Genomic DNA, 22,425 nt, shown 5'->3' with positions numbered 1-22,425 from the left:
ATGTAAATAGGACAGATTCTTTTCTCCTGACCGAAAAAGCATTAGTATTAACAGCAGGGGGGATCATCATGTATTTTGTGAATAGAGAGAAGATTAATCAGACACTGGAACAAATGGAAACGATGTTAGCGCACACTGATCAATTGACGGGGGATGCGTTCACAGTAGAACTTGCGAAACAACGAATGGCTGTCCTCCTGATAGAAGGGGTCATCGACGTAGGGAACTCGATGATTGACGGATTCATCATGCGAGACCCGGGTAGCTATGAGGATATTGTCGACATTCTGCTCGATGAACGCGTGCTCGATGAGAAGACGGGTAATGCCACCAAGGCGCTCGTCGGATTGCGTGCATACTATGTCCGTGAGTTCGTCGATGCAGAAGCATCACGCTTCGATGAATGGGTGAAGACGTCGAAACAAGACTTCACAGCGTTCTCCACGCAAGTTCGTCATTACTTAGAGGTCGAACTTGGACCAGTGTCCGCATTCTTGCCAGAAAGCGAGTGATTGGATGGAACCGATAAAAGGATATTTGTTTGATTTAGATGGTACGATGTATGCAGGAATAGAGCCCGTTCAAGCTGCTGTCGATTTTGTAAACGAGTTAGAAGCTACGGGCGTCCCATACTTATTCGTCACGAATAACGCCTCGATGACACAACAGCAGATTGCGGATAAGTTGATTTCAATGGGGGCAAATGTGAAGGCAGAGAACGTCTTGACGAGTGCGATGGCGACGGCTTTTTATATTGAGAAGATGTCACCGGGGGCAAGCGTTTATATGATTGGCGAAGACGGACTCCGACTCGCCTTAGAATCTCGTGGGTTCCACGTCACGGACGAACCGAAAGCGGACTATGTGGTCATCGGTCTCGACCGTCACATTACGTATGAGAAGTTGGCGCGAGGGGCGATCGCCATTCGTTCGGGAGCCCGATTCATTTCGACGAATGGGGATATCGCCATTCCGACAGAACGAGGGTTTTTACCGGGGAACGGGTCGCTCACATCCGTGTTGACGGTGACGACAGAAAAAGAACCATTCTTTATCGGGAAGCCAGAACCGGTCATGATTGATATTGCACTCGACATGATTGGATTGACGAAAGAGGATGTCGTGATGGTAGGGGATAACTATCATACAGATATTCTATTCGGGATCAATGGGGGAATCCGTACACTTCACGTCAACTCAGGTGTACACGGTCCAGCATTTATTCAAGAACAAGAAAAACTCCCGACCTATATGGTTGAGAGTTTAAATGAATGGAAGCATGAAAAAAAGGGATGACGAATGTCTCCCTTTTTGCTTAGAATACTTGTTCTACTTCGACGATGCCTGGTACTTCTTCGATGAGCGCACGCTCAATACCGGCTTTTAGCGTGATTGTTGAAGACGGGCAGCTGCCGCAAGCACCCATCAAACGGAGCTTGACGATGCCTTCTTCGACATCAACGAGTTCGACGTCTCCGCCGTCACGAAGCAAGAACGGACGCAATTTATCGAGCACTTCTTGGACTTGATCAAACATTTCCATGGTATCTACCCCTTTCTCGTTCTACTTTATTCTAGCAAGTTTGAGAGTGTTTCTCAATCATTTACGCTGAGCATTTCGTCATCGGGAGTGGGGAAGATTTTTGTATAATGGTTTCGAGGGGGAATGAATATGAAAATCACGGTTTATGGGGCAGAGGTTCAATGTGCTAGTTGTGTCGGTGCACCGAGTTCGACCGAGACGTATGAGTGGTTGCAAAGTGCGCTCGGACGCAAGTATCCGGAGCAGTCCTTTTCTTTCGAGTATATCGATTTCGAACAGAGTGAGGACGATTTTGCCCTGGCGCTTAAAGACGATGAATGGTTTTATCCGCTCGTCTTGCTCGACGGAGAAGTGATTGACGAAGGGGTCGTTCAGTTACGAAAAGTGTATGCGGCAATTGAGGCGAAACAAGGATCCGTCAATCATATAAAATAGTGAGCAAGTGGACGAACCATGCGATAGCAAGGTTCGTTTTTTGTTTACCTATAATTCAGAAAAAGATTTTACAACTTTTGTCTCTCGGACTAAACTGAACATAACTTGTATAAATTTTATAATATTTTGAAAATTAATAATCCTATTTATTAAAGGAGGACTATTTGATGTTTGCCCGAAAACGAAATATGCCGATCCATTTAGACACCTCGTCCCAAATGGAGCACTTGTTGATCGCACTTCCCGATGAGTTGGAACGACAACGTCAGTTGATTCGTCTCGAACGTGAGGATTTAGCTTATTTACGTGCGTATCAACAGGAATTACGTCAATTGACACCTCGGTTGGTTGATGTGTTTTATGAAGAGCTCGAAAAGATCGACGAGATGAGAGAGTTGATTCGGCAACATTCGTCATCGGACAAACTAAAACTCACTCTTTCTAACCATATAATGGAGATGTTTGAAGGGAAGTTGAATGAAGCATATATCAATCGACGTCTCGCCATCGCCAAACGGCATTATCTGATCGGTCTGAAAGGGAAATGGTATATGGCGGCCTTCCAAAAAATATTCGAGACGCTCGTCTTATCGATTCAACATGAGCAGCTCGATGCGGACTCGAAAATGAGGTTGATGATGGCCGTCTCGAAAATCTTTAACTTCGAGCAACAAATCGTGCTCGAGATGTTTGACGATGAAGCAGACGTCGTTCGTGACCAGATGCAACACGTGAAAGATGAAATCAGTCAAACGATTCAGCAGGCGAGTGAAGATTTGGCCGCCCTCTCACAAGAAGTCATGGCTAGTTTTCAGTCGATGAATGAGCGGGCAGATGATATGAAGCATTCAAGTTCACTCACGCAGACAAAGCTACGGACGGTACTTCACTCTTCAGTAAGTGGGAAAGACACGATTTTGTCGGAGGCGGGACGCCTTGATGAAATCGCGCGTGACCTCTCCGATTCAGCTCAGGAAATCAAGGCGCTCGAAAGATTGATGAACGAGATCATGACGATTGCGGATTCGGTCAAACAAATTGCCAACCAGACGAACCTACTTAGCTTGAATGCCGCGATTGAAGCAGCACGGGCAGGCGAGCAAGGGAAAGGATTCCAAGTCGTTGCTTCCGAAGTACGGACGCTCGCGAGTCAATCGAAACAAGCGGCGGAAGAGGTGGAGGATTTGGTGAAGCGTCTCACGAACCAGATGGAAGAGACTTCGAGCCGCGTCTTATCGACCGAGCAAGAGATGAAGCAGACGATGGGACGGATCAATGAAGTGACGGATGCCTTCCTCCAAATTTCAGGTGATTCGGAGCATGCTGACGGGCAGATGGGGAGTCTCGCCGGTGATATCGATGAGATTGTTGAATCAATAGCCGAACTCAAGCGTGCCACGACCCAGATTGCGACGTCTTCGACACGGTTGATGGATACCGCACAACGATTGTAAGTGGTCAAATGATAAAAAAGACGAATCAGGTCGCATGACACGACTTGATTCGTCAATTAGTGAAGTCGAGCGAAGGGACTCGACTTTTTTTTATTTAGAGAAGCTGGAACGATGACGTCGCTGAACCAGCCGTGTAGCCGGTAAGCGTCGCATCAGACTTCACTTGATACGTTCCACGTTGTGACCAAGAATTCGTCGAGAGTGTGAATGTGATGGCTCCTGATGAATTCGTCTTGCCTGTACCGACAAGCGTCGTACCGTTCGGTTGTGTGACCGTCACACGAACATCGGCGTTTGCGACCGCTTGGCCATTTGAATTTCGTACTGCCGAAGAAATCGAGACGACTTCACCAGCGTAGTAAGAAGACTTCGATGTCGAGACTGTCGTCGTGAGTGCTTGGACAGGTTGCGTCGTACCACCAGAAGTCGGGGATTGGACAAGTCCGTTCCCGAACCATGTGTCGCGACCTGTTGTACCAAGGTCGATGGAGTCTTGCGACAATTTTGTACGGAGTTGTGTGCTCGATAGCGTAGGGAACGCCTGTTTCATGAGTGCGAGGTTACCCGCCACATATGGTGTCGCCATTGATGTTCCGCTCATTTGACCGTAGCCCCCACTTGAGAGGGTCGAGTTGATGCCGACACCAGGTGCTGCCACTTCGACAGTGCTACCTGTCGCCGAGAACGAGGCACGGTTGTTGTTGATATCGGTTGCAGCAACAGCAATTGCCGAACTGTAACGAGCCGGATAGTTGACGAGGTCACCCGATCCATCGGTACGACCATTGTTACCCGCTGCCGCGACGACAAGGATGCCTGCATTATTGGCACGATCGACGACTTGTTGGAGCGTCGTCGATGGACTTGTCGTCCCGAGGCTCAAGTTGATGATATCCATATCATTAGTGATTGACCAGTCAATCCCGGCAACGATACTCGATAAGCTACCACTTCCGTTCGCCTCAAGCGCTTTGACGGCGTAAATGCTTGCCTCGTGTGCAATCCCGACTGTTCCGATGCTATTGTTACGTGCACCGATAATCCCGGCTACGTGTGTACCGTGACCGTTGTCATCAGCATACGAACTCGTGACCGTGCTAAATGAGGCACCACCAGCGATTGTTAAATCGGGGTGGGGCGAAATCCCTGTGTCGACGACGGATACTTTGACACCTTTCCCTGTGAATCCACTCTGCCAAGATGAAGGAGCTTTTAGTTTAGGAATCCCCCAGTCTTGTGTTTGATTCTCAATCTGTACGATTTGGTCCACTTCCACGTGTGCGACGTTCGGGTTATTCTTCAGTCCATTCAAAGCAGCTTTCGGAACTTCGAGTGCTGCTGCAGGAATATTCGAATACTGTTGTTTAACTTCCATGCCTTCAATCGACAGCGGAATTTTCTTTGCCGATTCCTTGAAAACGACGATGACACGTTCTTTCTCTTTGTTTGGGGCGGCATCCGCACCCCCAGGTACGGTTGACAAGACAAGCAATGAGGCGAGGACGGAGCTACAGATTTTTTTCAACTTGTTTCCTCCTTTAGGGTATGTAGGCAAGATGACGGGATGTCGAACTGCCGTGACCATAGAGTAACAAGTTTTAGCAACGTGTAGAATACGTCAATGGCATTAAATATCTGAATATTTAGATAAGGATACAGGGGATTCAGATACAAGACTTTTGACTCAATCGTTAGAAAAATGAATAGAAATAACAGATGAACAAATTAAAAAAGCGAACCAGCCAGAGGCTCGTTCGCAATGTATTCATTTAATGACTTTATGTTTCCAAAGGATACCGGACTTTAATAGTCGGGCTACTTTCCCGGTGAGTGATTGTTTCCCCATAAACACCCCAAAGCCAGCCTTCTTCCCGAGGGAACCGAGCGTCCCTTTCAGTTTAATATCGGGTAATTCTGGATAATTGATACCTTTCCATTTGCAAAGCAAGACTTGAACGATCTGTTCGGCTTGGGCTTCGGCAAGTTGTCCGGACGGTGCGTACGGTAAGCTCGCATTGTCACCAACGACAAACACGTCCGGAAGTCCAGGAACAAAGTGATGTTCCGTCAATTTGACACGTCCGCCTCCATCGAGTTCCCAACCTTGATTCCGTACAACGGCGACCGGTTGAATCCCGGCCGTCCATACGGTCAGATCAGATGGGAATAAGTCTTCATGGTTCCATAATCCGTCAGCATCGACACGTGTGATGTTCGCATTATTGATGACTTCGACGCCGTGCTCCTCGAACCAAGATTGTACGTACATCGAGACACGATTAGATAAGAAAGATAGAACGGATGGTCCGCGGTCGAATAAACGGACCGTCAAATCAGGCCGGCTCTCACGAAGTTCGCTGGCGAGTTCGACACCAGATAGACCGGCACCGACGACAGAAACGACCGAACCTGGTCGCAGACCGTTGATCGCTTGTTGTGTCTTACGTGACTCTTCCAGTGTTTGAATACTGTACGTGAATTCGGCTGCCCCTTGAACGTTGTGGTATTTGTCTTCGCATCCTAATCCGATGACGAGGTCGTCGTAGGGCACTTTTTCTCCACTCGCGAGCAGAACCATTTTGTCTTCGGTGTCGATGTCCGTGACCTGTCCGTATATGTAATCGATTTCATCCGGAAAGTCGATGCGAATATCGCGGTCCGAGACCGTTCCTGCGGCCAGTGCGTAATACTCAGTTTTCAATCCATGATAAGGCAAGCGATCGACGAGCGTGACCGAGATGTCTTGTAACTGATGTCCAAGTACTCTCTCAATCACACGCATTCCCCCGTAACCGCCTCCTAAGACGACTAATTTGCGCATAATAATCCCCCTTTGTTACTCTTCAACTGTATCATGTTATAATCTGCCGTAGAAGAACCATTTTCCGATAATTCACGTAAAGAAAGACGGTGACATATATGATGAATCCGATCATCGAATTTTGTGCTTCGAATTTGGCGATGGGCTCACAAATTGCCCGGGCTAAATTAGAGTCCGACCCTGATCTTGATGTGGTCGAATATGGCTGTACAGGCTATTGTGGTGTCTGTTCCCTTGATCTCTTTTGCCTCGTAGACGGGGAAGTGGTGACGGGTGAAACACCAGAAGAGCTCGTGACGAAGGTGTATGAAAAAATCGAAGAGATGGCATGGTAAAAAGTTTGAGGAAATGACCTCGAACTTTTTTATTTCACCCGTTGCATTTTAAAAAGAGGGATGTTATATTCTAAGAGGTTCGAATGTAGGTTGTCTGACGTTTAACAACGATAAAAAGAAAGCGTTTCAAACGGTAGGACACATCTCTTTTCGGGTATGACACATATAATTGGTTTTGTTTAATATGAAAGGAGCACAACATCAATGAAAATCATGAGTGTGGTTGGTATTTTGGCACTAATTGCAATCGCTTACATCTTCTCTACCAACCGTAAAGCCATCAAATGGCGCACGGTCTTGGCAGCGTTCGCTGTTCAATTCGCATTTGCATTCCTCGTCTTATATACGGCATGGGGACGTAAGGCGCTTGAATGGATCTCAAATGGGGTTCAAGCTGTCTTGAACACAGCGGGTGACGGGATTGCCTTCGTATTCGGAACAGCAGTCGGTGGCGACAACTTCGTTTTCGCATTCCAAGTCCTTCCGATTATCATCTTCATGTCATCATTAATCGCATTGCTTTACTACCTCGGCGTCATGCAGTGGGTCATCCGTATCCTCGGTACGGCTCTCGCAAAAGCGCTTGGTACGTCACGTAAAGAGTCACTTTCAGCAACAGCGAACATTTTCGTCGGTCAAACGGAAGCACCGCTTGTCATCAAGCCGTACCTTCCTACAATGACACAGTCTGAGCTCTTCGCAGTCATGGTCGGTGGACTCGCATCGGTTGCCGGATCTGTACTTGCAGGTTATGCAGCACTCGGTGTACCACTCGAATACTTGCTCGCAGCGAGCTTCATGGCAGCGCCAGCAGGTCTTTTATTCGCGAAAATCATCGTACCAGAAACAGAAGAGTACGATGACGACATCGAGATTGTAGAAGATGAAGAAGACAGAGCGGCGAACTTCGTCGATGCAGCGGCACGTGGTGCTTCTGACGGTCTCTTCCTTGCCTTGAACGTCGGTGCGATGCTTCTTGCATTCGTTTCATTGATTGCGCTCGTCAACTTGATCCTCGGTTCAGTTGGTGGACTCTTCGGATTTGATAGCTTGTCACTCGAATTGATTCTCGGTTACGTCTTCGCGCCACTTGCATTCGTGATTGGTGTACCATGGGCGGATGCTGTACAATTCGGTAGCTTCCTCGGTCAAAAACTAGTCTTGAACGAATTCGTTGCTTTCTCTGAGTTTGCTCCAATCATCGGTTCTGGTGATTTGTCAGCTCGTTCAGAAGCGATGATCGCATTCGCACTTTGTGGTTTCGCAAACATCTCGTCACTCGCGATCCTTCTCGGTGGTCTTGGTGGTATGGCGCCAAACCGTCGTGGTGACATCGCACGCATGGGTGTTCTCGCGATTCTTGCAGGTACGCTTGCAAACTTGATGTCAGCTACATTGGCTGGACTTCTTCTTTAATCGGTATAAGAAAACGCGATCACTTCGGTGGTCGCGTTTTTTAGTATGAGAAGGATGTATGTATGGTGATGTTTGGCCACTTGGCGGACCAGTTCTTTTGCTGCAACCGCTCCAGATAGATGGGATGCTTTGAAGAGTTCGAATCAAAGGGTGGTGTCGGTATAACGTGCATGTTGATCAAGTCGTGAATGCCGTGTGGGGCAGCGAGGATGAGGGAACCATCCGATTGAAGACGTACCCCGATCGCGGTGACGGTCTCAGGAAAATGTGCCAACGCATCGACCGATGAGGCATAGGGTGGAAGGTTGTTGACGTGATGCATTCTCGCTTGATTTTTGACAGACCAAGGTACATCGGGGATGAGGCGGAATAATCGCTCTTCGAGTTGTTTTTCGACTGCTTCCTCTGGTTGGTTTGGGTCGAAATAAATCACATCTACATCATCTGTTTTAGTCGATGTTTCGTATCCGTGAAGGTGGTCCCAGACTTTTGAACGAATATATCCCGCACAAATCCAACAATCCGGTAAATCGAGGTTGGCGACGGCGTGGAGAAGCTTTATGAGCTCGGCGTCTTGTTTTAGAAAATGAACCAAATCCTGTTCGTCTGTCATAATGAATGACCCTCCTTACAATATGGTTGAAAAAAGCACCTAGGCAACGCCTAGATGCTCGTATATTGATTATGCTTGAAGTTGTACGCGTTGACGTTCGATCCACGGCTTCAATTTCAAGAAGAGTGGGACGAAGAGCGCGCTGATCAAGATCGCTTTAATCAAGTTGAACGGTAAGATCCCGTAAAGGACAAGATCCGTTTTCACCGCCGGGTCGGCCATGTCTGCCATGCCGAAGAAGAAGGCGTAGGCTGGTAAGATGACGAGATAGTTTAAGATGGCGAGGCTAAGAGCCATTGTGATTGTACCGGCAAGTAATCCAGAAGCGAGTGCTTTGTTTGACTTGCGCTTATGGTAGAACCAGGCAACTGGGTACATGAATGCGACACCTGCGAAGAAGTTTGCGACTTCCCCGACTGGAACACCGCCACCGTTAAAGACGTAGTACAAGACGTTTTTCAAACCGACGACCACGACTCCTGCGAGTGGGGAAAAGACGATTCCGGCAATGAGTGCGGGAATGTCACTAAAGTCCACTTTAAGGAATGGCGGTAAAAATGGGAGCGGGAAGTTGAATAGCATGAGTACGAACGAGATCGTCCCGAGCATCGCCAAAGTCACCATTGTTGTCAGTCGTTTGTTGCGCGTAGTTTTCATCAGAATCTCTCCTTTAGGTCGCTCCTCGATGAATGGCATCCGTCGCATATAAAAACCCGATTGCAATGAAGACAATCGGGAGAGTTTACGCGCATACGAAATAGATGTTTTCCGAGGTGGAAAAGTCCACGTCAAAGAAAACATCCGGATATCGGTCGGATGCCGCCATCTTCTCCCATCCAGACTATACTGTCGGCTTTCGAATCTCACGAAATCAGCAAGCAACGCCTTGCTCGCTCACGGGCTGAGAAGAATATATTCTTCAATACCGCCGGTCGGGAATTTCACCCTGCCCCGAAGATGGAACGATTTAATTTTTTTTGTTACAGTTTAGTTATACAAGATAATCCACAAGATGACAAGTCAATTGACTTGAATTGAAGATATATGAGGAGGAGTTCAGATGATTCATTTAACAGAGTCAGCCGCACTTCAAGTGCTAGAGATGATGAAACAGACGGAACGCCCGGATGCGCAATACTTGCGAGTGAAGGTACAAGGTGGCGGATGTACAGGACTTTCATACGGGATGGGCTTCGACGAGGAGAAGACGGACAAAGACATTCAATTCGACCATCATGGTGTCCGCGTCATCGTTGCGGAAGTGGATCATGGGGTAGTTGATGGCCTCGAGATTGATTATAAGCAGTCGATGCTCGGTGGCGGTTTCACAATTAAAAACCCAAATGCGATTGCAACATGCGGTTGCGGTTCGAGTTTCCGGACAGCGACGAATGCAGGTACGCCAGGAGAATGCTAAAGAATAAGAACCGATCGCGATTGCGATCGGTTCTTATTCTTCTTCTGTCAAAATCAACCGAATGACTTTTGCAGTTACGTCGAGTTCGATGTGATGTTGCCAAGGCCGAAAGCCTGTGATTGTACATGTGTCATTCGTGATGCGGAATGAGCAGACACTCTCTTCCTCTTGGTCGAGGACAGAGTAACGACTGAAATCAGATAAGCTCTGATAGATCGCATACTGTGGTGGTAGTTCATACGTCCATCCTTTTTCTAACATGATTTGGTGCATATTCGAGCCCCCTAACAAGTCTTTACTTATTAGAATAGCAAGAATACGTGTAAAAGTGGTAGATTAGTCTGTTTCTTTGAAGGGAAAATGAGTAGGGACGTCATTACAAATGGGAGGATTCAGGGTCATGAGAAAAGTATTGATATTCGGAGGGTCACGCTATTTCGGAAAACGGCTCGCATTGCGACTTGCTGAAGCAGGGGATGATGTGACGATTGTGACGAGAGGGCAACTACAGGTGCCGGAAGCTGAAGGGATTCGGTCTGTCAAAGGAGACCGGCAATCGGTCGCGACGATGAAAGACTTGGCCCGCGAACGGTACGACCTCGTCTATGACAACATTTGTTTTACTCCGTATCAGGCAAAAATCGCCTCGGATGCGTTCATGGACAAAGTCGGGAAATATGTGCTCACGTCGACGATGTCGGTCTACGCGCCTGGTCCTGATTTAAAAGAGAGCGACTTCAATCCGCTCCATTACGAATATCATCTTGAATCCGAACATGACTACGGACAAGGGAAACGCGAGGCGGAATCATTCTTCTTCCATCGCGCCTCTTTCCCGGTGGCGACGGTACGATTACCGATCGTGTTAGGTCCGGATGACTATACAGACCGATTGAAGTTTTATGTAGATGCAATCCGGAACGAGGAACCGGTTGTCTTGCATCACCCGGAAGCAAAGATGGGCTTCATCTCGAGTGCGGAAGCGGCCGCCTTCTTAGAATGGGTCGGTCGTGCCAATGTGACAGGACCGTTCAATGCGGCGAGTGATGGACTCATCTCGATGGGGGCCTTGATGGAGCGAATCGGTAAACACGTCGGAAAACCCGTCCATATTATAAAAGATGGAGACTCGTCGCCGTATGATTCGGATGTCGACTATTATATGTCGATTGCTGAGGCGAAGAAGGCGGGGTTTGTGTTTACGCAACTCGATGACTGGATTGATCGGGTCATCATTCAGACGCTCAAAAAATAACCTTTTTTGTTAAACATTGAGCTGTTTTCGCAAAAGGATTTTTTCGCGACCATTTTTATCTATATTGACTGCTTTGACATCGAAACCATGACGAATATTTAAGAGTAACATTTGTCGCCAACGATTCATCGTCTTTGTTTCAATCGATTTATAGTTTTGATTTTTAGCCCATTCGTGCTGTGTCTCCATTAACCGTGAGGCGATACCGAGATTACGAGAAGCAGGTTTGACGGCTCCCATCCAACTATAAAAACAATCTTCATTGAGAGGATAGCCAATCTTGTAGCCATGAATCTCGTTGTCAATAATCGCTAAAGTAAAAATTAAATTTGTTTTACGTATTAACTTTTGATGAAAGTGATTTATATCTCCAAAAACCTCTTGATGGATCGTGTATAGTTCATCGCGCATTTTATTGGTAATTGTATTTGTTGTGACTATATTCATGTTAACCTCCCTTGCAAGACAAAACTGAACCCCTGTGCATGGGAGCGACAGGGGTTCAGTGTTTATTTCCCAGCAAATACAGATGTCGAGTGTTGTGGATGACGAGCTGTCGGATCCACGAGCTGTTTCACTTGGTTGATGGCGATTGGGGCTTCACCGAAACCGGTCGCAATCAATTTTACTTTCCCTTCGTATGTCGCGATATCACCGCAAGCGAAGATGCCGGCAACGGTTGTTTCCATACGTGAATCGACACGGATTGTGTTTTTCTCGAATTCCATTCCCCAGTTCTTGATTGGACCGAGCGATGAAACGAATCCGTAGTTACAAATCAAATCATCGATTTCAACGATTTTTGATTCGCCATCCTTATCTGTCAATTCGACAGATTCGATGTGTGTCTCACCAGACAGTGACTCGATGTTGTAAGGCGTAAGGACGTTAATCGTCGATGCCTTCATCTGTTCTACCGTATGTTCATGAGCACGGAAGCGGTCACGACGGTGAACGATGTGTACTTCTTTTGCGATTCCTTCAAGCATGAGTGCCCAGTCGACGGCTGAATCGCCACCGCCGGCAATCATGACACGGCGATCACGGAATTTCTCCATGTTGTCAACAAAGTAATGAAGGTTGGCATAATCTTCGCAGCCATCAAGACCGAGTGGGCGGGCTGAGAAGGCACCGTTTCCGGCTGTGATGATGATGGCTTTCGTATGATACTCTTCTTTGTTCGTCGTCAATACGAAAGTGCCGTCCTCGAGGCGTTCGACCGTTTCCACCGTTTCGCCGAGGCGGTAGTCTTGTTCGAATTGATCGGCCTGAGCTTTTAGTTGATCAATCAAGTCCTGTGCTTTCACTTTCGGGAAACCGGCAATATCATAAATATATTTTTCAGGATAGAGCGTTGATAACTGACCACCGAGTTGCGGTAAGCTTTCAATCAACGTCGTATCGAGTTGGCGCATGCCTGCATAAAATGCGGTGAACAGTCCGACTGGGCCGCCACCGATGATGATTACATCTTTCGTCGTCTTCATCGAATTCCTCCTCAAAGCGTATACATCTATTATAGAGAGTTTATTGAATTAAATCCATTCAGTACAAACATGCAACACTTTCAAAAAAAATTCAAGAAGATAAGCTTTTCCATTGAGAATTCAAATTAAAGAGCGTACAATGAAACAGAAGCAATTGTGAACAGATGTTGAACAAGAATAGGCTTTATTGTGAACGTCTATGTGAAGAAACACACAACATAGTTGTTCAAAAAAACAAAATTTTAAACAAGGTGGAAATGAACATGAAACGACCTAACATTGTTATTCTTGGTGCGGGCTTCGGTGGACTCATCACAGCCGTCAACCTTCAAAAGACACTCGCTGCAGGTGATGCGAACATTACGCTTATCAACAAGCATGATTATCACTACCAAACGACATGGCTTCACGAACCAGCTGCTGGAACGATGAACCCAGACCAAGCACGCATCTACATTAACGATATTGTGAACCCGTCACGTGTGAAACTTGTCAAAGGGATCGTCGATCGCGTCGATACTGCTGCGAAACAAGTTACACTCGAAGATGGTTCAGTTGTCGAATACGACTATGTCGTCATCGGTCTCGGTGGTGTACCTGAAACGTTCGGTATCCCAGGCTTGAAAGAACATGCGATGACAATCAGCTCGTTGAACAGTGTTCGTAAAATCAAAGAGCACATCGAATATTCATTCGCTCAATATAAAACAAATGGTTCTTCTGACAATTCGTTCGTGACGATCGTTGTCGGTGGTGCTGGATTCACAGGAATCGAATTCCTCGGTGAAATCGTCAACCGGATTCCAGAGCTTTGCAAACAATATGACGTTCCACGCGAAGCGGTTCGCATCGTCAACATTGAAGCAGCACCAACAGTTCTTCCTGGTTTCGACCCAGAACTCACAACGTACGCACAGAAATGGTTGGAACGTAACGGTGTCGAGATGAAACTTGGTAACGGAATCAAAGGTGTCGAGCCAGGTGTGGTGACATTCGGTCCACTTCAAGGTGACACGACAGAAACGATTCGTGCCAACACGATCATCTGGACAGGTGGCGTAAGTGGTAGCCCGATCATCGAAAAATCAGGATTTGAAGCGGTCCGTAACCGTGTCATGGTGGAAGCGGACAACCGTGCACCAGGTCACGATAACGTCTTCATCATCGGTGACTGCTCAGCGGTCATGGATCCTGCATCGAACCGTCCATACCCACCGACGGCACAAATCGCGACACAACAAGCACATAACGTTGCGAAAAACATTGCGGCGCTCATCAATGGAAAATCGACATCGAAGTTCACTTACGAGAGCAAGGGAACGGTCGCTTCACTCGGACATAACGATGGAATCGGAATCGTGATGGGCAAGAAGATCTTCGGTCGCAACGCTTCGTTCATGAAAAAAGTCATCGACAACAAACACTTCATCGAATTGAAAAAGTACGGACTCGTCCTTAAAAAAGGGAAGTTCTAATTTCATGATTGCACGGCTCGTTCTATCTCAGAACGGGCTGTTTTTCTTTCGAAATTGTCATAGGAAGTTCTTTGACCTCGTTGGTCGAAATTTTGTATAATGAAGAGCGGACAAGGGGGGCAATACATGCATATTATCCAAGCAGTCATTGGAGCCGTTTTATATATGACGATTTTTTTCAGTATCGGCTTCATCTTGAATATGTTACTTAAAAAGACATGGACACTCGTGTTCATTTATCCGATTTTTGTCATCATGATGATTGATAATGTCAAACTTTCGAGTTACGTGACCGAGACATCGACCGCGCTTACGAGTGTCTATGAAGGACTCGTCGGGTTGCAACTTCTCGATTTATTCATGCTCGGCTTTGGATTGCTCGGTGCAATTCTAGCTGGTGTGACGATTCGTTTCTTACGAAAGAGCGGTTATTCAATGTTTTAATTGGCGACAGAAATGTTCGCCTTTTTTGTTTTGTCCCTACTTTTTTAGGGCATGAACCGATATACTAGATAGCGAAACGATTTTTAGTAAGGGATGCGATGCGAATGACATTACCGATGTATACGATCAAAAAAGTGTTGAATAATAGCGTTGTCATTTGTCAACATGATACGGATCCGGAAGTCATTCTACTCGGGAAGGGGATTGGCTTTGGCAAAAAACCAGGCGACCTCGTCGACCCGGCCAGCGTCCCGGAGAAAGTGTATCAACTGACAGATAAAGAAGAGCAATCACAATATCAGGAACTCGTCAAACATGTCGACGAGGACTTCATTGCATTCATGCAAGAGATTGTTGGCTTTATTGAGACGAGTACGGGCAAGAAAGTCGATGAGCACATCCATATCGGTTTGACCGATCACTTGTTCTTCACGATGAAGCGAATCGAACAAGGGATGGAAGTGACGAATCCGTTTTTACTCGAGACGGAATCACTCTATCCAAACGAGTTTGCGCTCGCGGAACGGATTGTCGATATGTTCCATGAACGATTGAACGTTTTGCTCCCGGATGCGGAAACAGGGTTTATCGCCCTTCATATTCACTCGGCGACGACGTTCAAAAACGTCCTCGAGGTCAACCGTCATAATCAAATCATCGGGCAAATTGTTCAAACGATTGAGAGTCGTTTGAACGTGAAAATGGACCGGACATCACTCGATTATAAGCGCTTACTTCGGCACTTAAGGTACGCCGTTGAGCGGGTCGCGACAGGTGAGACGGTCGAGGCACCACAAAAAATTGAAAAGGTGTTGCGCGACGAATATCCGCTATGCTATAGTACTGCTTGGGAGCTGATGGGCATCATGGAACGCGAATTAAAGCGTCCCGTCCCACGAGGTGAAGCGACATATTTGACGATGCATCTCCAGCGCCTAACAAGTAGATAAATGATACCACGTGTCTTACGTGTTACTGATTCGATCAGGCATGAGTAAGGAGTGGAACGTTATGTGATGTCTCCATTGGGAGAGGTCTACGTTCTATCCTTATTCATGCCTTTTCTGTTTTTATAAACGTGATTTATGAAAACGTTTAGATACGTCGGTTGTCTGACATCTACGCCGCTATCATATTGTTTATACGTACTTAAAAAAAGGAGGAAATGTTGATGTTTAAGCAGATCTTTGGTGTTCTTCAAAAAGTCGGTAAAGCACTTATGCTTCCTGTTGCGATCTTGCCGGCAGCCGGTCTTCTTCTTGCATTCGGTAACGCAATGCAAAACCCACAACTTACATCACGCGCTGGTTGGTTAACGAACGAAGGCGTCGTGAAATTCGCTCAATTGATGGAGCAAGCAGGTGGAATCATCTTCTCGAACTTGGCGCTCTTGTTCGCAGTCGGTGTCGCCATCGGTTTAGCAGGTGACGGGGTAGCCGGACTTGCAGCAATCGTTGGATTCTTGATCATGAACAAAGTCATGGGTGTTTGGCTCGAACTCACACCTGAAGTGTTAGCACAAGGTGATCCGGCTTACGCGAACGTACTCGGTATCCCAACGCTCCAAACAGGGGTATTCGGAGGGATCATCATGGGTCTCATCGCCGCATGGGCCTATAACAAGTACTTCAATATCGAATTGCCACAGTTCCTTGGTTTCTTCGCTGGTAAACGTTTTGTTCCAATCGTAACGGCAGTTGCAGCCGTTGTTGCTGGTTTCGTCCTACTATTAGTATGGCCACCAGTTCAGCACGGATTGAACTCATTCTCAAACTTCATGTTGAATGAAAACCGTACATTCGCAGCGTTCATCTTCGGTTTAATCGAACGTTCATTGATTCCATTCGGTCTTCACCACATCTTCTACTCACCGTTCTGGTTTGAATTCGGTTCATACACAGATGCAGCGGGTAACGTTGTACGTGGTGACCAAGCGATCTTCTTCGCACAAATTCGTGATGGCGCTGAATTGACAGCAGGTACGTTCATGACTGGTAAATTCCCGTTCATGATGTTCGGTCTTCCTGCAGCAGCACTCGCAATGTATCACGAAGCACGTCCTGAGCGTAAAGCGGTTGTCGGTGGTCTCTTGGCTTCTGCTGCCCTTACATCGTTCTTGACTGGTATCACAGAACCAATCGAGTTCTCATTCTTGTTCGTAGCACCACTTCTCTTCGCAGTACACGCGGTATTCGCAGGTCTTTCATTCATGACAATGCACATCTTGAACGTGAAAATCGGGATGACGTTCTCGGGTGGTTTGATCGACTTCTTGCTCTTCGGTGTTCTTCCAGGTCGTACGGCTTGGTGGCTCGTTATTCCAGTCGGTCTCGTGTTCGCGGTTGTTTACTACTTCGGATTCCGTTTCGTTATCCGCAAATTCAACCTTAAAACACCAGGTCGTGAAGATGAAGTTGTTGAACAGTCAACAGCTACTGGTTCGGAACTTGCACAAGATATCCTCGTCGGTCTTGGTGGCTCACAAAACATCAAGCACCTCGATGCATGTATCACACGTCTTCGTGTCGAAGTAAAAGATAAGAACCAAGTCAACAAAGATGAGTTGAAACGCCTTGGTGCATCTGGTGTCCTTGAAGTTGGTAACAACATTCAAGCAATCTTCGGACCACGTTCGGACGCATTGAAATCAGAAATCCAAGCGGTCATCGCTTCAGGTAACGAAAAGAAAGCTAACTAATTGATGACCTAGACCAATCCTTCGGGGTTGGTCTTTTCTTTTTATGTGAAACGGTTTCATCCAAACGTTAGAGGGAAAAAGTAAGTATTCTGACAAAGGAGGGAACCATGATGTGGAAGAAAGTGTTTGGCGTTTTACAACGGGTCGGGAAAGCACTCATGCTTCCGGTTGCAATCTTACCGGCAGCCGGTCTTCTCTTGGCGTTTGGTACCGCATTCCAAAACCCGGACCTCGTTGAATTGCTCCCGTTTCTGGCGAATGACTCACTTGTCCTGATTTGGCAAGTCATGACAGATGCCGGGGACATCGTCTTCGCAAACTTAGGGTTACTGTTTGCCGTCGGGGTCGCGATCGGCCTGGCGAACGGGGACGGGGTTGCGGGTCTAGCAGCCATTGTCGGTTATTTGATCATGAACAAAGTCATTAGCACATGGAATGGGATTACAGCGGAAATCGCTCAAGGTGATCCGCAGTATGCCACCGTTCTCGGTATTCCGACACTCCAAATGGGGGTATTCGGTGGGATTATCGCAGGTCTTGTTGCAGCCTATGCGTACAACAAGTATTTCAACATCAAGTTGCCAGATTTCTTAGGGTTCTTTGCAGGGAAGCGGTTCGTCCCGATTGCGACGGCCGCATTCAGTTTGATTATCGGGATTGCGCTCGCATATATATGGCCACCGATTGGGAATGCGATCAACACGTTCTCAAGTACGGTCATCGAGGCAAACGTTGCATTATCAGCATTCATCTTTGGATTAGTAGAACGTTCCTTGATTCCGTTCGGTCTTCACCATATTTGGTATTCTCCATTCTGGTTCCAATTCGGGGAGTATACGAACCAAGCCGGTGATCTCGTACAAGGTGACCAGCGGATCTTCTTCGCACAACTGCGTGACGGCGTGGAATTCACAGCCGGTACGTACATGACCGGGAAATTCCCGTTCATGATGTTCGGCTTACCAGCAGCCTGTCTCGCCATGTTCCACACGGTTCCGAAAGAACGGCGGAAAGACGTCGAGGGGCTCTATTTCTCGGCTGCCCTTACGTCATTCTTGACAGGGATCACAGAACCAGTCGAATTCTCATTCGTTTTCGTTGCACCACTTCTCTTCGGAATTCACGCCGTCTTTGCCGGTCTCTCCTTCATGACGATGCATTTACTGAACGTCAAGATTGGGATGACCTTCTCTGGTGGTCTCATTGACTATCTGCTCTTCGGGGTCCTGCCGAACCGGACGGCCTGGTGGCTCGTCATCCCGGTTGGTCTCGTCTTTGCGGTCATCTACTACTTTGGATTCCGATTCGCTATTACGAAGTTTGACCTGAAAATTCCTGGACGTGACGTGCAGACTGGCACGAAAGGGGACAAAGCGGGGATTGGGGACGACTTGCCATATGAAGTGCTCGTCGGACTCGGTGGTCCTGAAAACATTAAACATTTAGATGCATGTATCACGCGACTTCGTGTCACCGTCAATGACGTGAATCAAGTTGACAAAGACCTTCTAAAAACGCTCGGTGCCGCTGGTGTCCTTGAAGTAGGAGACAATATCCAAGCCATCTTTGGACCAAAATCGGACACGCTCAAATCACAAATCGCGACCATCATCGAAGGTGGCGAATACAAACCGAAAGAAAAAGTAGAGAAGGCAGTCATTACACCGGAAGCGGCTGAACAAGCCGATCATCGCTTCTTGGCTCCGATGTCTGGTGTCCTGTTATCACTTGATGATGTGCCGGATCAAGTCTTCTCGGGTCGCATGATGGGAGAAGGGTTTGCGATTGAACCAAGTTCCGGACAGGTCGTTTCGCCGGTGACCGGTCAAATCACGACATTCTTCCCGACGAAACATGCGATCGGCATTTTGGCTGACGATGGACGTGAACTATTGATCCACGTCGGTCTCGATACGGTCAACCTGAAAGGGGAAGGATTCACGGCGAGAGTCGAAGAAGGCGCCCGGGTCGAAGCGGGAGACGTCCTTCTCGAAGTCGACCTCAGCGCGATTCGTGATAAAGTGCCGTCACTGATTACACCAATCATTTGGACGAACGGGGACGGAAAAGTCGTCGTCGTACCGTTCGGTGAGACGGTCGTCGCGGGTGAAGCGCTCGACTTTAGAGCCGATGACAGAGGACCAGAATAAATGATTACGAGCTGCTCCTATCATGGGGCGGCTCGATTTGTGTAGTTACTTCAATGTGCCTTATTCCGGAAAAGGAGAATCCCCCTTATAGTGAAGGAGAATTCTCATGAAAGAAGGGGTACAAATGAAACAATCCATACAATTGAATCACGGTCAGAAAGCCATTCCTACTATTGGACTTGGCGTCTTCAAAGTTGAAGATGGGGATACAGTCATGGATGCAGTCGTCGAGGCGATTCGTCAAGGATACCGTCATATCGATACGGCAGCCGTTTATGAGAATGAAGAGGGGGTCGGTGACGGAATCCGAAAAGGAATGGAAATCGCAAATATTTCCCGGGATGATTTATTTATCACATCGAAACTATGGAACGCCGATCAAGGTTACGATGCTGCCATCTCCGCCTACGAGGCGTCACTCGTTCGTCTTGGATTGGAACAGTTAGATTTGTATTTGATTCATTGGCCGGTGAAAGACAAGATGGTCGAGAGTTGGCGTGCCCTCGAAACGTTGTATCGAGAGGGACGTGTCGGGGCAGTCGGGGTGAGTAACTTCCAAATCCATCACCTCGAGACATTGGCTGCAAACAGTGACCTCGTTCCAGCCGTGAACCAAGTTGAACGGCATCCGTTGCTTCGTCAAACCGAGTTAGCATCGTATATGAGCGAGCACGGCATCGTACCGGTCGCTTGGGCACCGCTTATGCAGGGAGGGTTGTTCGAAGAGCAGACTTTAGTAGAGGTCGCAAAGGAAGTCGATCGTTCCGTCGCCCAGGTGTTGTTACGGTGGCATCTCCAAACGGGATGGGTGATTATTCCAAAATCCATCAAACCACATCGAATCGCAGAAAACTTCGATGTTCATGACTTTGAATTGACCAAAGATCAAATGGAACGAATCGACTCACTCGACCGATATCAACGTGTCGGTCCGGACCCAGATGATTTTGATTTCTAATGCAGTATATAAAAAAGTCCTTCTCTCGAGTGAGAGAAGGACTTTTGCCATTATTTCTTAATGTCGAACTTTTCGCTAAGGAAGTTCACGACTTCTTCAGCTGTGTCCATGTTGAGGACTTCGTTGACGATTGCTTCTGTTTCCGACTTCGTCAAGCGTTTCACGAGGCTACGCGCACGAAGGACGCTTGAAGCGGACATCGAGAATTCGTCGAGACCAAGACCGAGAAGGATTGGAATCGCGAGTTCTTCTCCAGCCATTTCTCCACACATGCCGACCCATTTGCCAGCTTTGTGTGCTTCAGTGATGACATTGTGGAGAAGGTTCAAGATGGCAGGGTTGAACGGTTGGTACAAGTAAGAAACTTTTTCGTTCATCCGGTCAGCCGCCATCGTGTATTGAATCAAGTCGTTCGTTCCGACTGAGAAGAAGTCGACTTCTTTTGCGAATTGCTTCGCCATGACAGCGGTTGATGGGATTTCAACCATCATCCCTGTCTCATATTTTCCGACTTCGATTCCTTCTTCTTTCAACTTCGCTTCTTCTTCGAGAAGAAGGGCTTTCGCCGCGCGGAACTCTTCGAGTGTCGCAATCATTGGGAACATGATTGCAAGGTTACCGTGAGCTGAGGCACGGAGAAGGGCACGAAGTTGTGTGCGGAACAAATCTGTTTCCTCAAGGCAAAGGCGGATGGCACGATAGCCGAGGAACGGGTTCATTTCTTTCGGGAGGTCAAGGTATGACAACTCTTTGTCGCCACCGATGTCGAGTGTACGGATGACGACTTGCTTGCCTTCCATGCCTTCAAGAACCGTTTTGTAAGCTGTGTATTGCTCTTCTTCAGTCGGGAACGTTTCAGAGTCCATATATAGGAACTCCGTACGATAGAGCCCGATTGCATCTGAACCGTTCTTCAAAACGCCTTCGAGGTCGTTCGGTGTCCCGATGTTCGCAGCAAGCTTCACTTTGTGACCGTCCGCTGTGATTGACTCTTCGTTGACGAGTTGCTTCAACTCTTCTTTGTACGCTTCAAAATCAGCACGTTTGCCTTCGTATTCTTTGACGAGATCTTCTGAAGGGTTGACGAAGACGTCACCTTCTGTTCCGTCGATGATGACGAGGTCACCGTTTTTGATTTCTTCAAGGGCCACTTTTGTTCCAACTACTGCCGGAATTTCAAGTGAGCGTGACATGATGGCAGAGTGAGACGTACGTCCGCCGATGTTCGTCGCGAATCCTTTGACGTATTTACGGTTAAGTTGTGCCGTGTCTGATGGTGTCAAATCTTCGGCAATGATGATGACTTCTTCTGAAATCGAAGCTGGAGTCACGAATGTCACTCCGAGAATGTGAGCCATGACACGTTTTGTGACGTCACGAACATCAGCTGCACGTTCGCGCATGTATTCGTTATCCATTGATTCGAAAATCATGATCATCGTTTGGGCGACTTCGTCAAGTGCCTTCGCTGCGTTCATGTTTTCGCTTTCAATTTTGTCGTTCACTTGCGATACGATTTCTGGGTCCTCAACGATTAATAGGTGAGCTGAGAAAATCTCGGCTTTGTCTGGACCGAGCTCACGAAGTGTATGTTCGCGAATGGCTTCAAGCTCCGTTTTAGATTGTGCGATCGCATCGTGGAAGCGAGCCTTTTCTGCAGCGACATCTTCAATCTTGTGTGATGGGATATCGAATGAAGGTGTCTCCATGACGAATGCTTTTGCAACTGCAATTCCTGCAGATGCACCAATACCTTTAATGTGTGACATAAGCGTAGTCCCTCTTTTCAAAGAAATAGTGTACTTTCCTGCCTCGTTACTTCATACCCGAAAAGAAAAAAGAATTAACGAGAACGGAGAAAGTTAAAGTAGCAACGGTCTACGACTAGGGGAAGCCTCGACCAGTCAAATTGGCCTCACTTCAC

The 22,425-nt window shown here is 47.3% G+C and carries 22 protein-coding genes, 1 pseudogene and 1 riboswitch; of the genes and pseudogenes, 14 read left to right on the top strand and 9 right to left on the bottom strand.

The genetic code is table 11. The annotated features are described in order from the left end of the window. The first annotated feature begins 68 nt into the window (after positions 1-68). Positions 69-512 carry a DUF86 domain-containing protein gene (locus KNO65_RS03225; RefSeq protein ID WP_214781621.1) on the top strand — a complete coding sequence of 148 codons (444 nt, stop codon included), beginning with the start codon at positions 69-71 and terminating at the stop codon, positions 510-512. Between the two features lie 4 nt (positions 513-516). Beyond that, positions 517-1,296 carry a TIGR01457 family HAD-type hydrolase gene (locus tag KNO65_RS03220; protein WP_214683914.1) on the top strand — a complete coding sequence of 260 codons (780 nt, stop codon included), beginning with the start codon at positions 517-519 and terminating at the stop codon, positions 1,294-1,296. A gap of 19 nt (positions 1,297-1,315) precedes the next feature. Here KNO65_RS03220 and KNO65_RS03215 read toward each other — a convergent pair whose 3' ends face one another. Beyond that, complete coding sequence (locus KNO65_RS03215) at positions 1,316-1,543, bottom strand: NifU family protein (RefSeq protein ID WP_012726833.1); 228 nt, start codon at positions 1,541-1,543, stop codon at positions 1,316-1,318. 129 nt (positions 1,544-1,672) lie between these two features. Here KNO65_RS03215 and KNO65_RS03210 point away from each other — a divergent pair, with 129 nt between their 5' ends. Further along, positions 1,673-1,978 carry a YuzD family protein gene (locus KNO65_RS03210; protein ID WP_214781619.1) on the top strand — a complete coding sequence of 102 codons (306 nt, stop codon included), beginning with the start codon at positions 1,673-1,675 and terminating at the stop codon, positions 1,976-1,978. 167 nt (positions 1,979-2,145) lie between these two features. Next, complete coding sequence (locus KNO65_RS03205; protein WP_214690695.1) at positions 2,146-3,432, top strand: globin-coupled sensor protein; 1,287 nt, start codon at positions 2,146-2,148, stop codon at positions 3,430-3,432. Between the two features lie 94 nt (positions 3,433-3,526). Here the strand turns inward: KNO65_RS03205 and KNO65_RS03200 are convergent, their stop codons facing one another. Both KNO65_RS03200 and KNO65_RS03195 read right to left on the bottom strand, forming a co-directional pair. Further along, positions 3,527-4,957, bottom strand: a complete 1,431-nt coding sequence (locus KNO65_RS03200) for a S8 family serine peptidase (protein ID WP_214781617.1) — start codon at positions 4,955-4,957, stop codon at positions 3,527-3,529. 240 nt (positions 4,958-5,197) lie between these two features. Beyond that, complete coding sequence (locus KNO65_RS03195; RefSeq protein ID WP_074036387.1) at positions 5,198-6,253, bottom strand: NAD(P)/FAD-dependent oxidoreductase; 1,056 nt, start codon at positions 6,251-6,253, stop codon at positions 5,198-5,200. A 98-nt stretch (positions 6,254-6,351) separates the two neighbouring features. Between KNO65_RS03195 and KNO65_RS03190 the strand changes: the two genes are divergently transcribed. After that, entirely contained in the window at positions 6,352-6,588 is a 237-nt protein-coding gene (locus KNO65_RS03190) for a YuzB family protein (protein WP_012726828.1), read from the top strand. Between the two features lie 204 nt (positions 6,589-6,792). Then, positions 6,793-8,004 (top strand): NupC/NupG family nucleoside CNT transporter, encoded by a 1,212-nt coding sequence (locus KNO65_RS03185; protein WP_078147251.1) that lies wholly within the window; start codon positions 6,793-6,795, stop codon positions 8,002-8,004. Between the two features lie 40 nt (positions 8,005-8,044). Here KNO65_RS03185 and KNO65_RS03180 read toward each other — a convergent pair whose 3' ends face one another. Continuing rightward, positions 8,045-8,617 (bottom strand): nucleotidyltransferase family protein, encoded by a 573-nt coding sequence (locus tag KNO65_RS03180; RefSeq protein ID WP_078147250.1) that lies wholly within the window; start codon positions 8,615-8,617, stop codon positions 8,045-8,047. Between the two features lie 69 nt (positions 8,618-8,686). Then, positions 8,687-9,274 (bottom strand): ECF transporter S component, encoded by a 588-nt coding sequence (locus KNO65_RS03175; protein WP_012726825.1) that lies wholly within the window; start codon positions 9,272-9,274, stop codon positions 8,687-8,689. Positions 9,275-9,437: 163 nt separating this feature from the next. Continuing rightward, a riboswitch (FMN riboswitch) is annotated at positions 9,438-9,580 on the bottom strand. 97 nt (positions 9,581-9,677) lie between these two features. Between KNO65_RS03175 and KNO65_RS03170 the strand changes: the two genes are divergently transcribed. Beyond that, positions 9,678-10,034 (top strand): HesB/IscA family protein, encoded by a 357-nt coding sequence (locus tag KNO65_RS03170; RefSeq protein WP_074036395.1) that lies wholly within the window; start codon positions 9,678-9,680, stop codon positions 10,032-10,034. Positions 10,035-10,067: 33 nt separating this feature from the next. Here KNO65_RS03170 and KNO65_RS03165 read toward each other — a convergent pair whose 3' ends face one another. Continuing rightward, positions 10,068-10,307 carry a hypothetical protein gene (locus tag KNO65_RS03165; RefSeq protein WP_047795133.1) on the bottom strand — a complete coding sequence of 80 codons (240 nt, stop codon included), beginning with the start codon at positions 10,305-10,307 and terminating at the stop codon, positions 10,068-10,070. Positions 10,308-10,434: 127 nt separating this feature from the next. Between KNO65_RS03165 and KNO65_RS03160 the strand changes: the two genes are divergently transcribed. Further along, on the top strand, positions 10,435-11,289 hold the full coding sequence (locus KNO65_RS03160) for an NAD-dependent epimerase/dehydratase family protein (RefSeq protein WP_214781615.1): 855 nt from the start codon (positions 10,435-10,437) through the stop codon (positions 11,287-11,289). Between the two features lie 9 nt (positions 11,290-11,298). On the opposite strand, the gene KNO65_RS03155 is transcribed toward KNO65_RS03160, so the two are convergent. Continuing rightward, positions 11,299-11,736, bottom strand: a complete 438-nt coding sequence (locus KNO65_RS03155) for a GNAT family N-acetyltransferase (protein ID WP_214781613.1) — start codon at positions 11,734-11,736, stop codon at positions 11,299-11,301. Positions 11,737-11,798: 62 nt separating this feature from the next. Next, positions 11,799-12,776: an NAD(P)/FAD-dependent oxidoreductase gene (locus KNO65_RS03150; protein ID WP_012726821.1), complete on the bottom strand. Its 978-nt coding sequence runs from the start codon at positions 12,774-12,776 to the stop codon at positions 11,799-11,801. A gap of 263 nt (positions 12,777-13,039) precedes the next feature. Here KNO65_RS03150 and KNO65_RS03145 point away from each other — a divergent pair, with 263 nt between their 5' ends. From KNO65_RS03145 to KNO65_RS03120, 6 genes and pseudogenes are all read left to right on the top strand, one after another. After that, entirely contained in the window at positions 13,040-14,251 is a 1,212-nt protein-coding gene (locus KNO65_RS03145) for an NAD(P)/FAD-dependent oxidoreductase (RefSeq protein WP_012726820.1), read from the top strand. Between the two features lie 126 nt (positions 14,252-14,377). Beyond that, the gene (locus KNO65_RS03140) at positions 14,378-14,695 is read left to right on the top strand and encodes a YuiB family protein (protein WP_047795135.1); all 318 of its coding nucleotides are present in this window, start codon (positions 14,378-14,380) and stop codon (positions 14,693-14,695) included. A gap of 104 nt (positions 14,696-14,799) precedes the next feature. Beyond that, positions 14,800-15,645 (top strand): glucose PTS transporter transcription antiterminator GlcT, encoded by an 846-nt coding sequence (gene glcT, locus KNO65_RS03135; RefSeq protein ID WP_012726818.1) that lies wholly within the window; start codon positions 14,800-14,802, stop codon positions 15,643-15,645. A gap of 221 nt (positions 15,646-15,866) precedes the next feature. Continuing rightward, positions 15,867-17,366 (top strand): annotated as a pseudogene (ptsG, locus tag KNO65_RS03130) (glucose-specific PTS transporter subunit IIBC); the annotation flags it as partial. 137 nt (positions 17,367-17,503) lie between these two features. Then, the gene (gene ptsG, locus KNO65_RS03125; RefSeq protein ID WP_214781611.1) at positions 17,504-19,543 is read left to right on the top strand and encodes a glucose-specific PTS transporter subunit IIBC; all 2,040 of its coding nucleotides are present in this window, start codon (positions 17,504-17,506) and stop codon (positions 19,541-19,543) included. Between the two features lie 106 nt (positions 19,544-19,649). Further along, the gene (locus tag KNO65_RS03120; protein ID WP_285800694.1) at positions 19,650-20,501 is read left to right on the top strand and encodes an aldo/keto reductase; all 852 of its coding nucleotides are present in this window, start codon (positions 19,650-19,652) and stop codon (positions 20,499-20,501) included. A 50-nt stretch (positions 20,502-20,551) separates the two neighbouring features. On the opposite strand, the gene ptsP is transcribed toward KNO65_RS03120, so the two are convergent. Next, entirely contained in the window at positions 20,552-22,270 is a 1,719-nt protein-coding gene (gene ptsP / locus KNO65_RS03115; protein ID WP_074036404.1) for a phosphoenolpyruvate--protein phosphotransferase, read from the bottom strand. Positions 22,271-22,425: the final 155 nt, after the last annotated feature.

It is taken from the genome of Exiguobacterium sp. S3, assembly GCF_018617295.1.
GTDB lineage: Bacteria > Bacillota > Bacilli > Exiguobacteriales > Exiguobacteriaceae > Exiguobacterium > Exiguobacterium profundum.
This window is presented reverse-complemented; position numbering and strand designations above follow the sequence as displayed.

What these genes read in the sequence shown, in the direction of transcription:
- KNO65_RS03120 (WP_285800694.1), top strand. Translation starts at nt 19,650, where the DNA reads ATGAAAGAAGGGGTACAAATGAAACAATCCATACAATTGAATCACGGT.
- KNO65_RS03155 (WP_214781613.1), bottom strand. Translation starts at nt 11,736, where the DNA reads ATGAATATAGTCACAACAAATACAATTACCAATAAAATGCGCGATGAA.
- KNO65_RS03205 (WP_214690695.1), top strand. Translation starts at nt 2,146, where the DNA reads ATGTTTGCCCGAAAACGAAATATGCCGATCCATTTAGACACCTCGTCC.
- KNO65_RS03225 (WP_214781621.1), top strand. Translation starts at nt 69, where the DNA reads ATGTATTTTGTGAATAGAGAGAAGATTAATCAGACACTGGAACAAATG.
- ptsG (WP_214781611.1), top strand. Translation starts at nt 17,504, where the DNA reads ATGTGGAAGAAAGTGTTTGGCGTTTTACAACGGGTCGGGAAAGCACTC.
- KNO65_RS03195 (WP_074036387.1), bottom strand. Translation starts at nt 6,253, where the DNA reads ATGCGCAAATTAGTCGTCTTAGGAGGCGGTTACGGGGGAATGCGTGTG.
- KNO65_RS03160 (WP_214781615.1), top strand. Translation starts at nt 10,435, where the DNA reads ATGAGAAAAGTATTGATATTCGGAGGGTCACGCTATTTCGGAAAACGG.
- KNO65_RS03140 (WP_047795135.1), top strand. Translation starts at nt 14,378, where the DNA reads ATGCATATTATCCAAGCAGTCATTGGAGCCGTTTTATATATGACGATT.
- KNO65_RS03150 (WP_012726821.1), bottom strand. Translation starts at nt 12,776, where the DNA reads ATGAAGACGACGAAAGATGTAATCATCATCGGTGGCGGCCCAGTCGGA.
- KNO65_RS03210 (WP_214781619.1), top strand. Translation starts at nt 1,673, where the DNA reads ATGAAAATCACGGTTTATGGGGCAGAGGTTCAATGTGCTAGTTGTGTC.
- KNO65_RS03185 (WP_078147251.1), top strand. Translation starts at nt 6,793, where the DNA reads ATGAAAATCATGAGTGTGGTTGGTATTTTGGCACTAATTGCAATCGCT.
- KNO65_RS03220 (WP_214683914.1), top strand. Translation starts at nt 517, where the DNA reads ATGGAACCGATAAAAGGATATTTGTTTGATTTAGATGGTACGATGTAT.
- KNO65_RS03180 (WP_078147250.1), bottom strand. Translation starts at nt 8,617, where the DNA reads ATGACAGACGAACAGGATTTGGTTCATTTTCTAAAACAAGACGCCGAG.
- KNO65_RS03190 (WP_012726828.1), top strand. Translation starts at nt 6,352, where the DNA reads ATGATGAATCCGATCATCGAATTTTGTGCTTCGAATTTGGCGATGGGC.
- KNO65_RS03175 (WP_012726825.1), bottom strand. Translation starts at nt 9,274, where the DNA reads ATGAAAACTACGCGCAACAAACGACTGACAACAATGGTGACTTTGGCG.
- KNO65_RS03170 (WP_074036395.1), top strand. Translation starts at nt 9,678, where the DNA reads ATGATTCATTTAACAGAGTCAGCCGCACTTCAAGTGCTAGAGATGATG.
- ptsP (WP_074036404.1), bottom strand. Translation starts at nt 22,270, where the DNA reads ATGTCACACATTAAAGGTATTGGTGCATCTGCAGGAATTGCAGTTGCA.
- KNO65_RS03165 (WP_047795133.1), bottom strand. Translation starts at nt 10,307, where the DNA reads ATGCACCAAATCATGTTAGAAAAAGGATGGACGTATGAACTACCACCA.
- KNO65_RS03215 (WP_012726833.1), bottom strand. Translation starts at nt 1,543, where the DNA reads ATGGAAATGTTTGATCAAGTCCAAGAAGTGCTCGATAAATTGCGTCCG.
- KNO65_RS03145 (WP_012726820.1), top strand. Translation starts at nt 13,040, where the DNA reads ATGAAACGACCTAACATTGTTATTCTTGGTGCGGGCTTCGGTGGACTC.
- glcT (WP_012726818.1), top strand. Translation starts at nt 14,800, where the DNA reads ATGACATTACCGATGTATACGATCAAAAAAGTGTTGAATAATAGCGTT.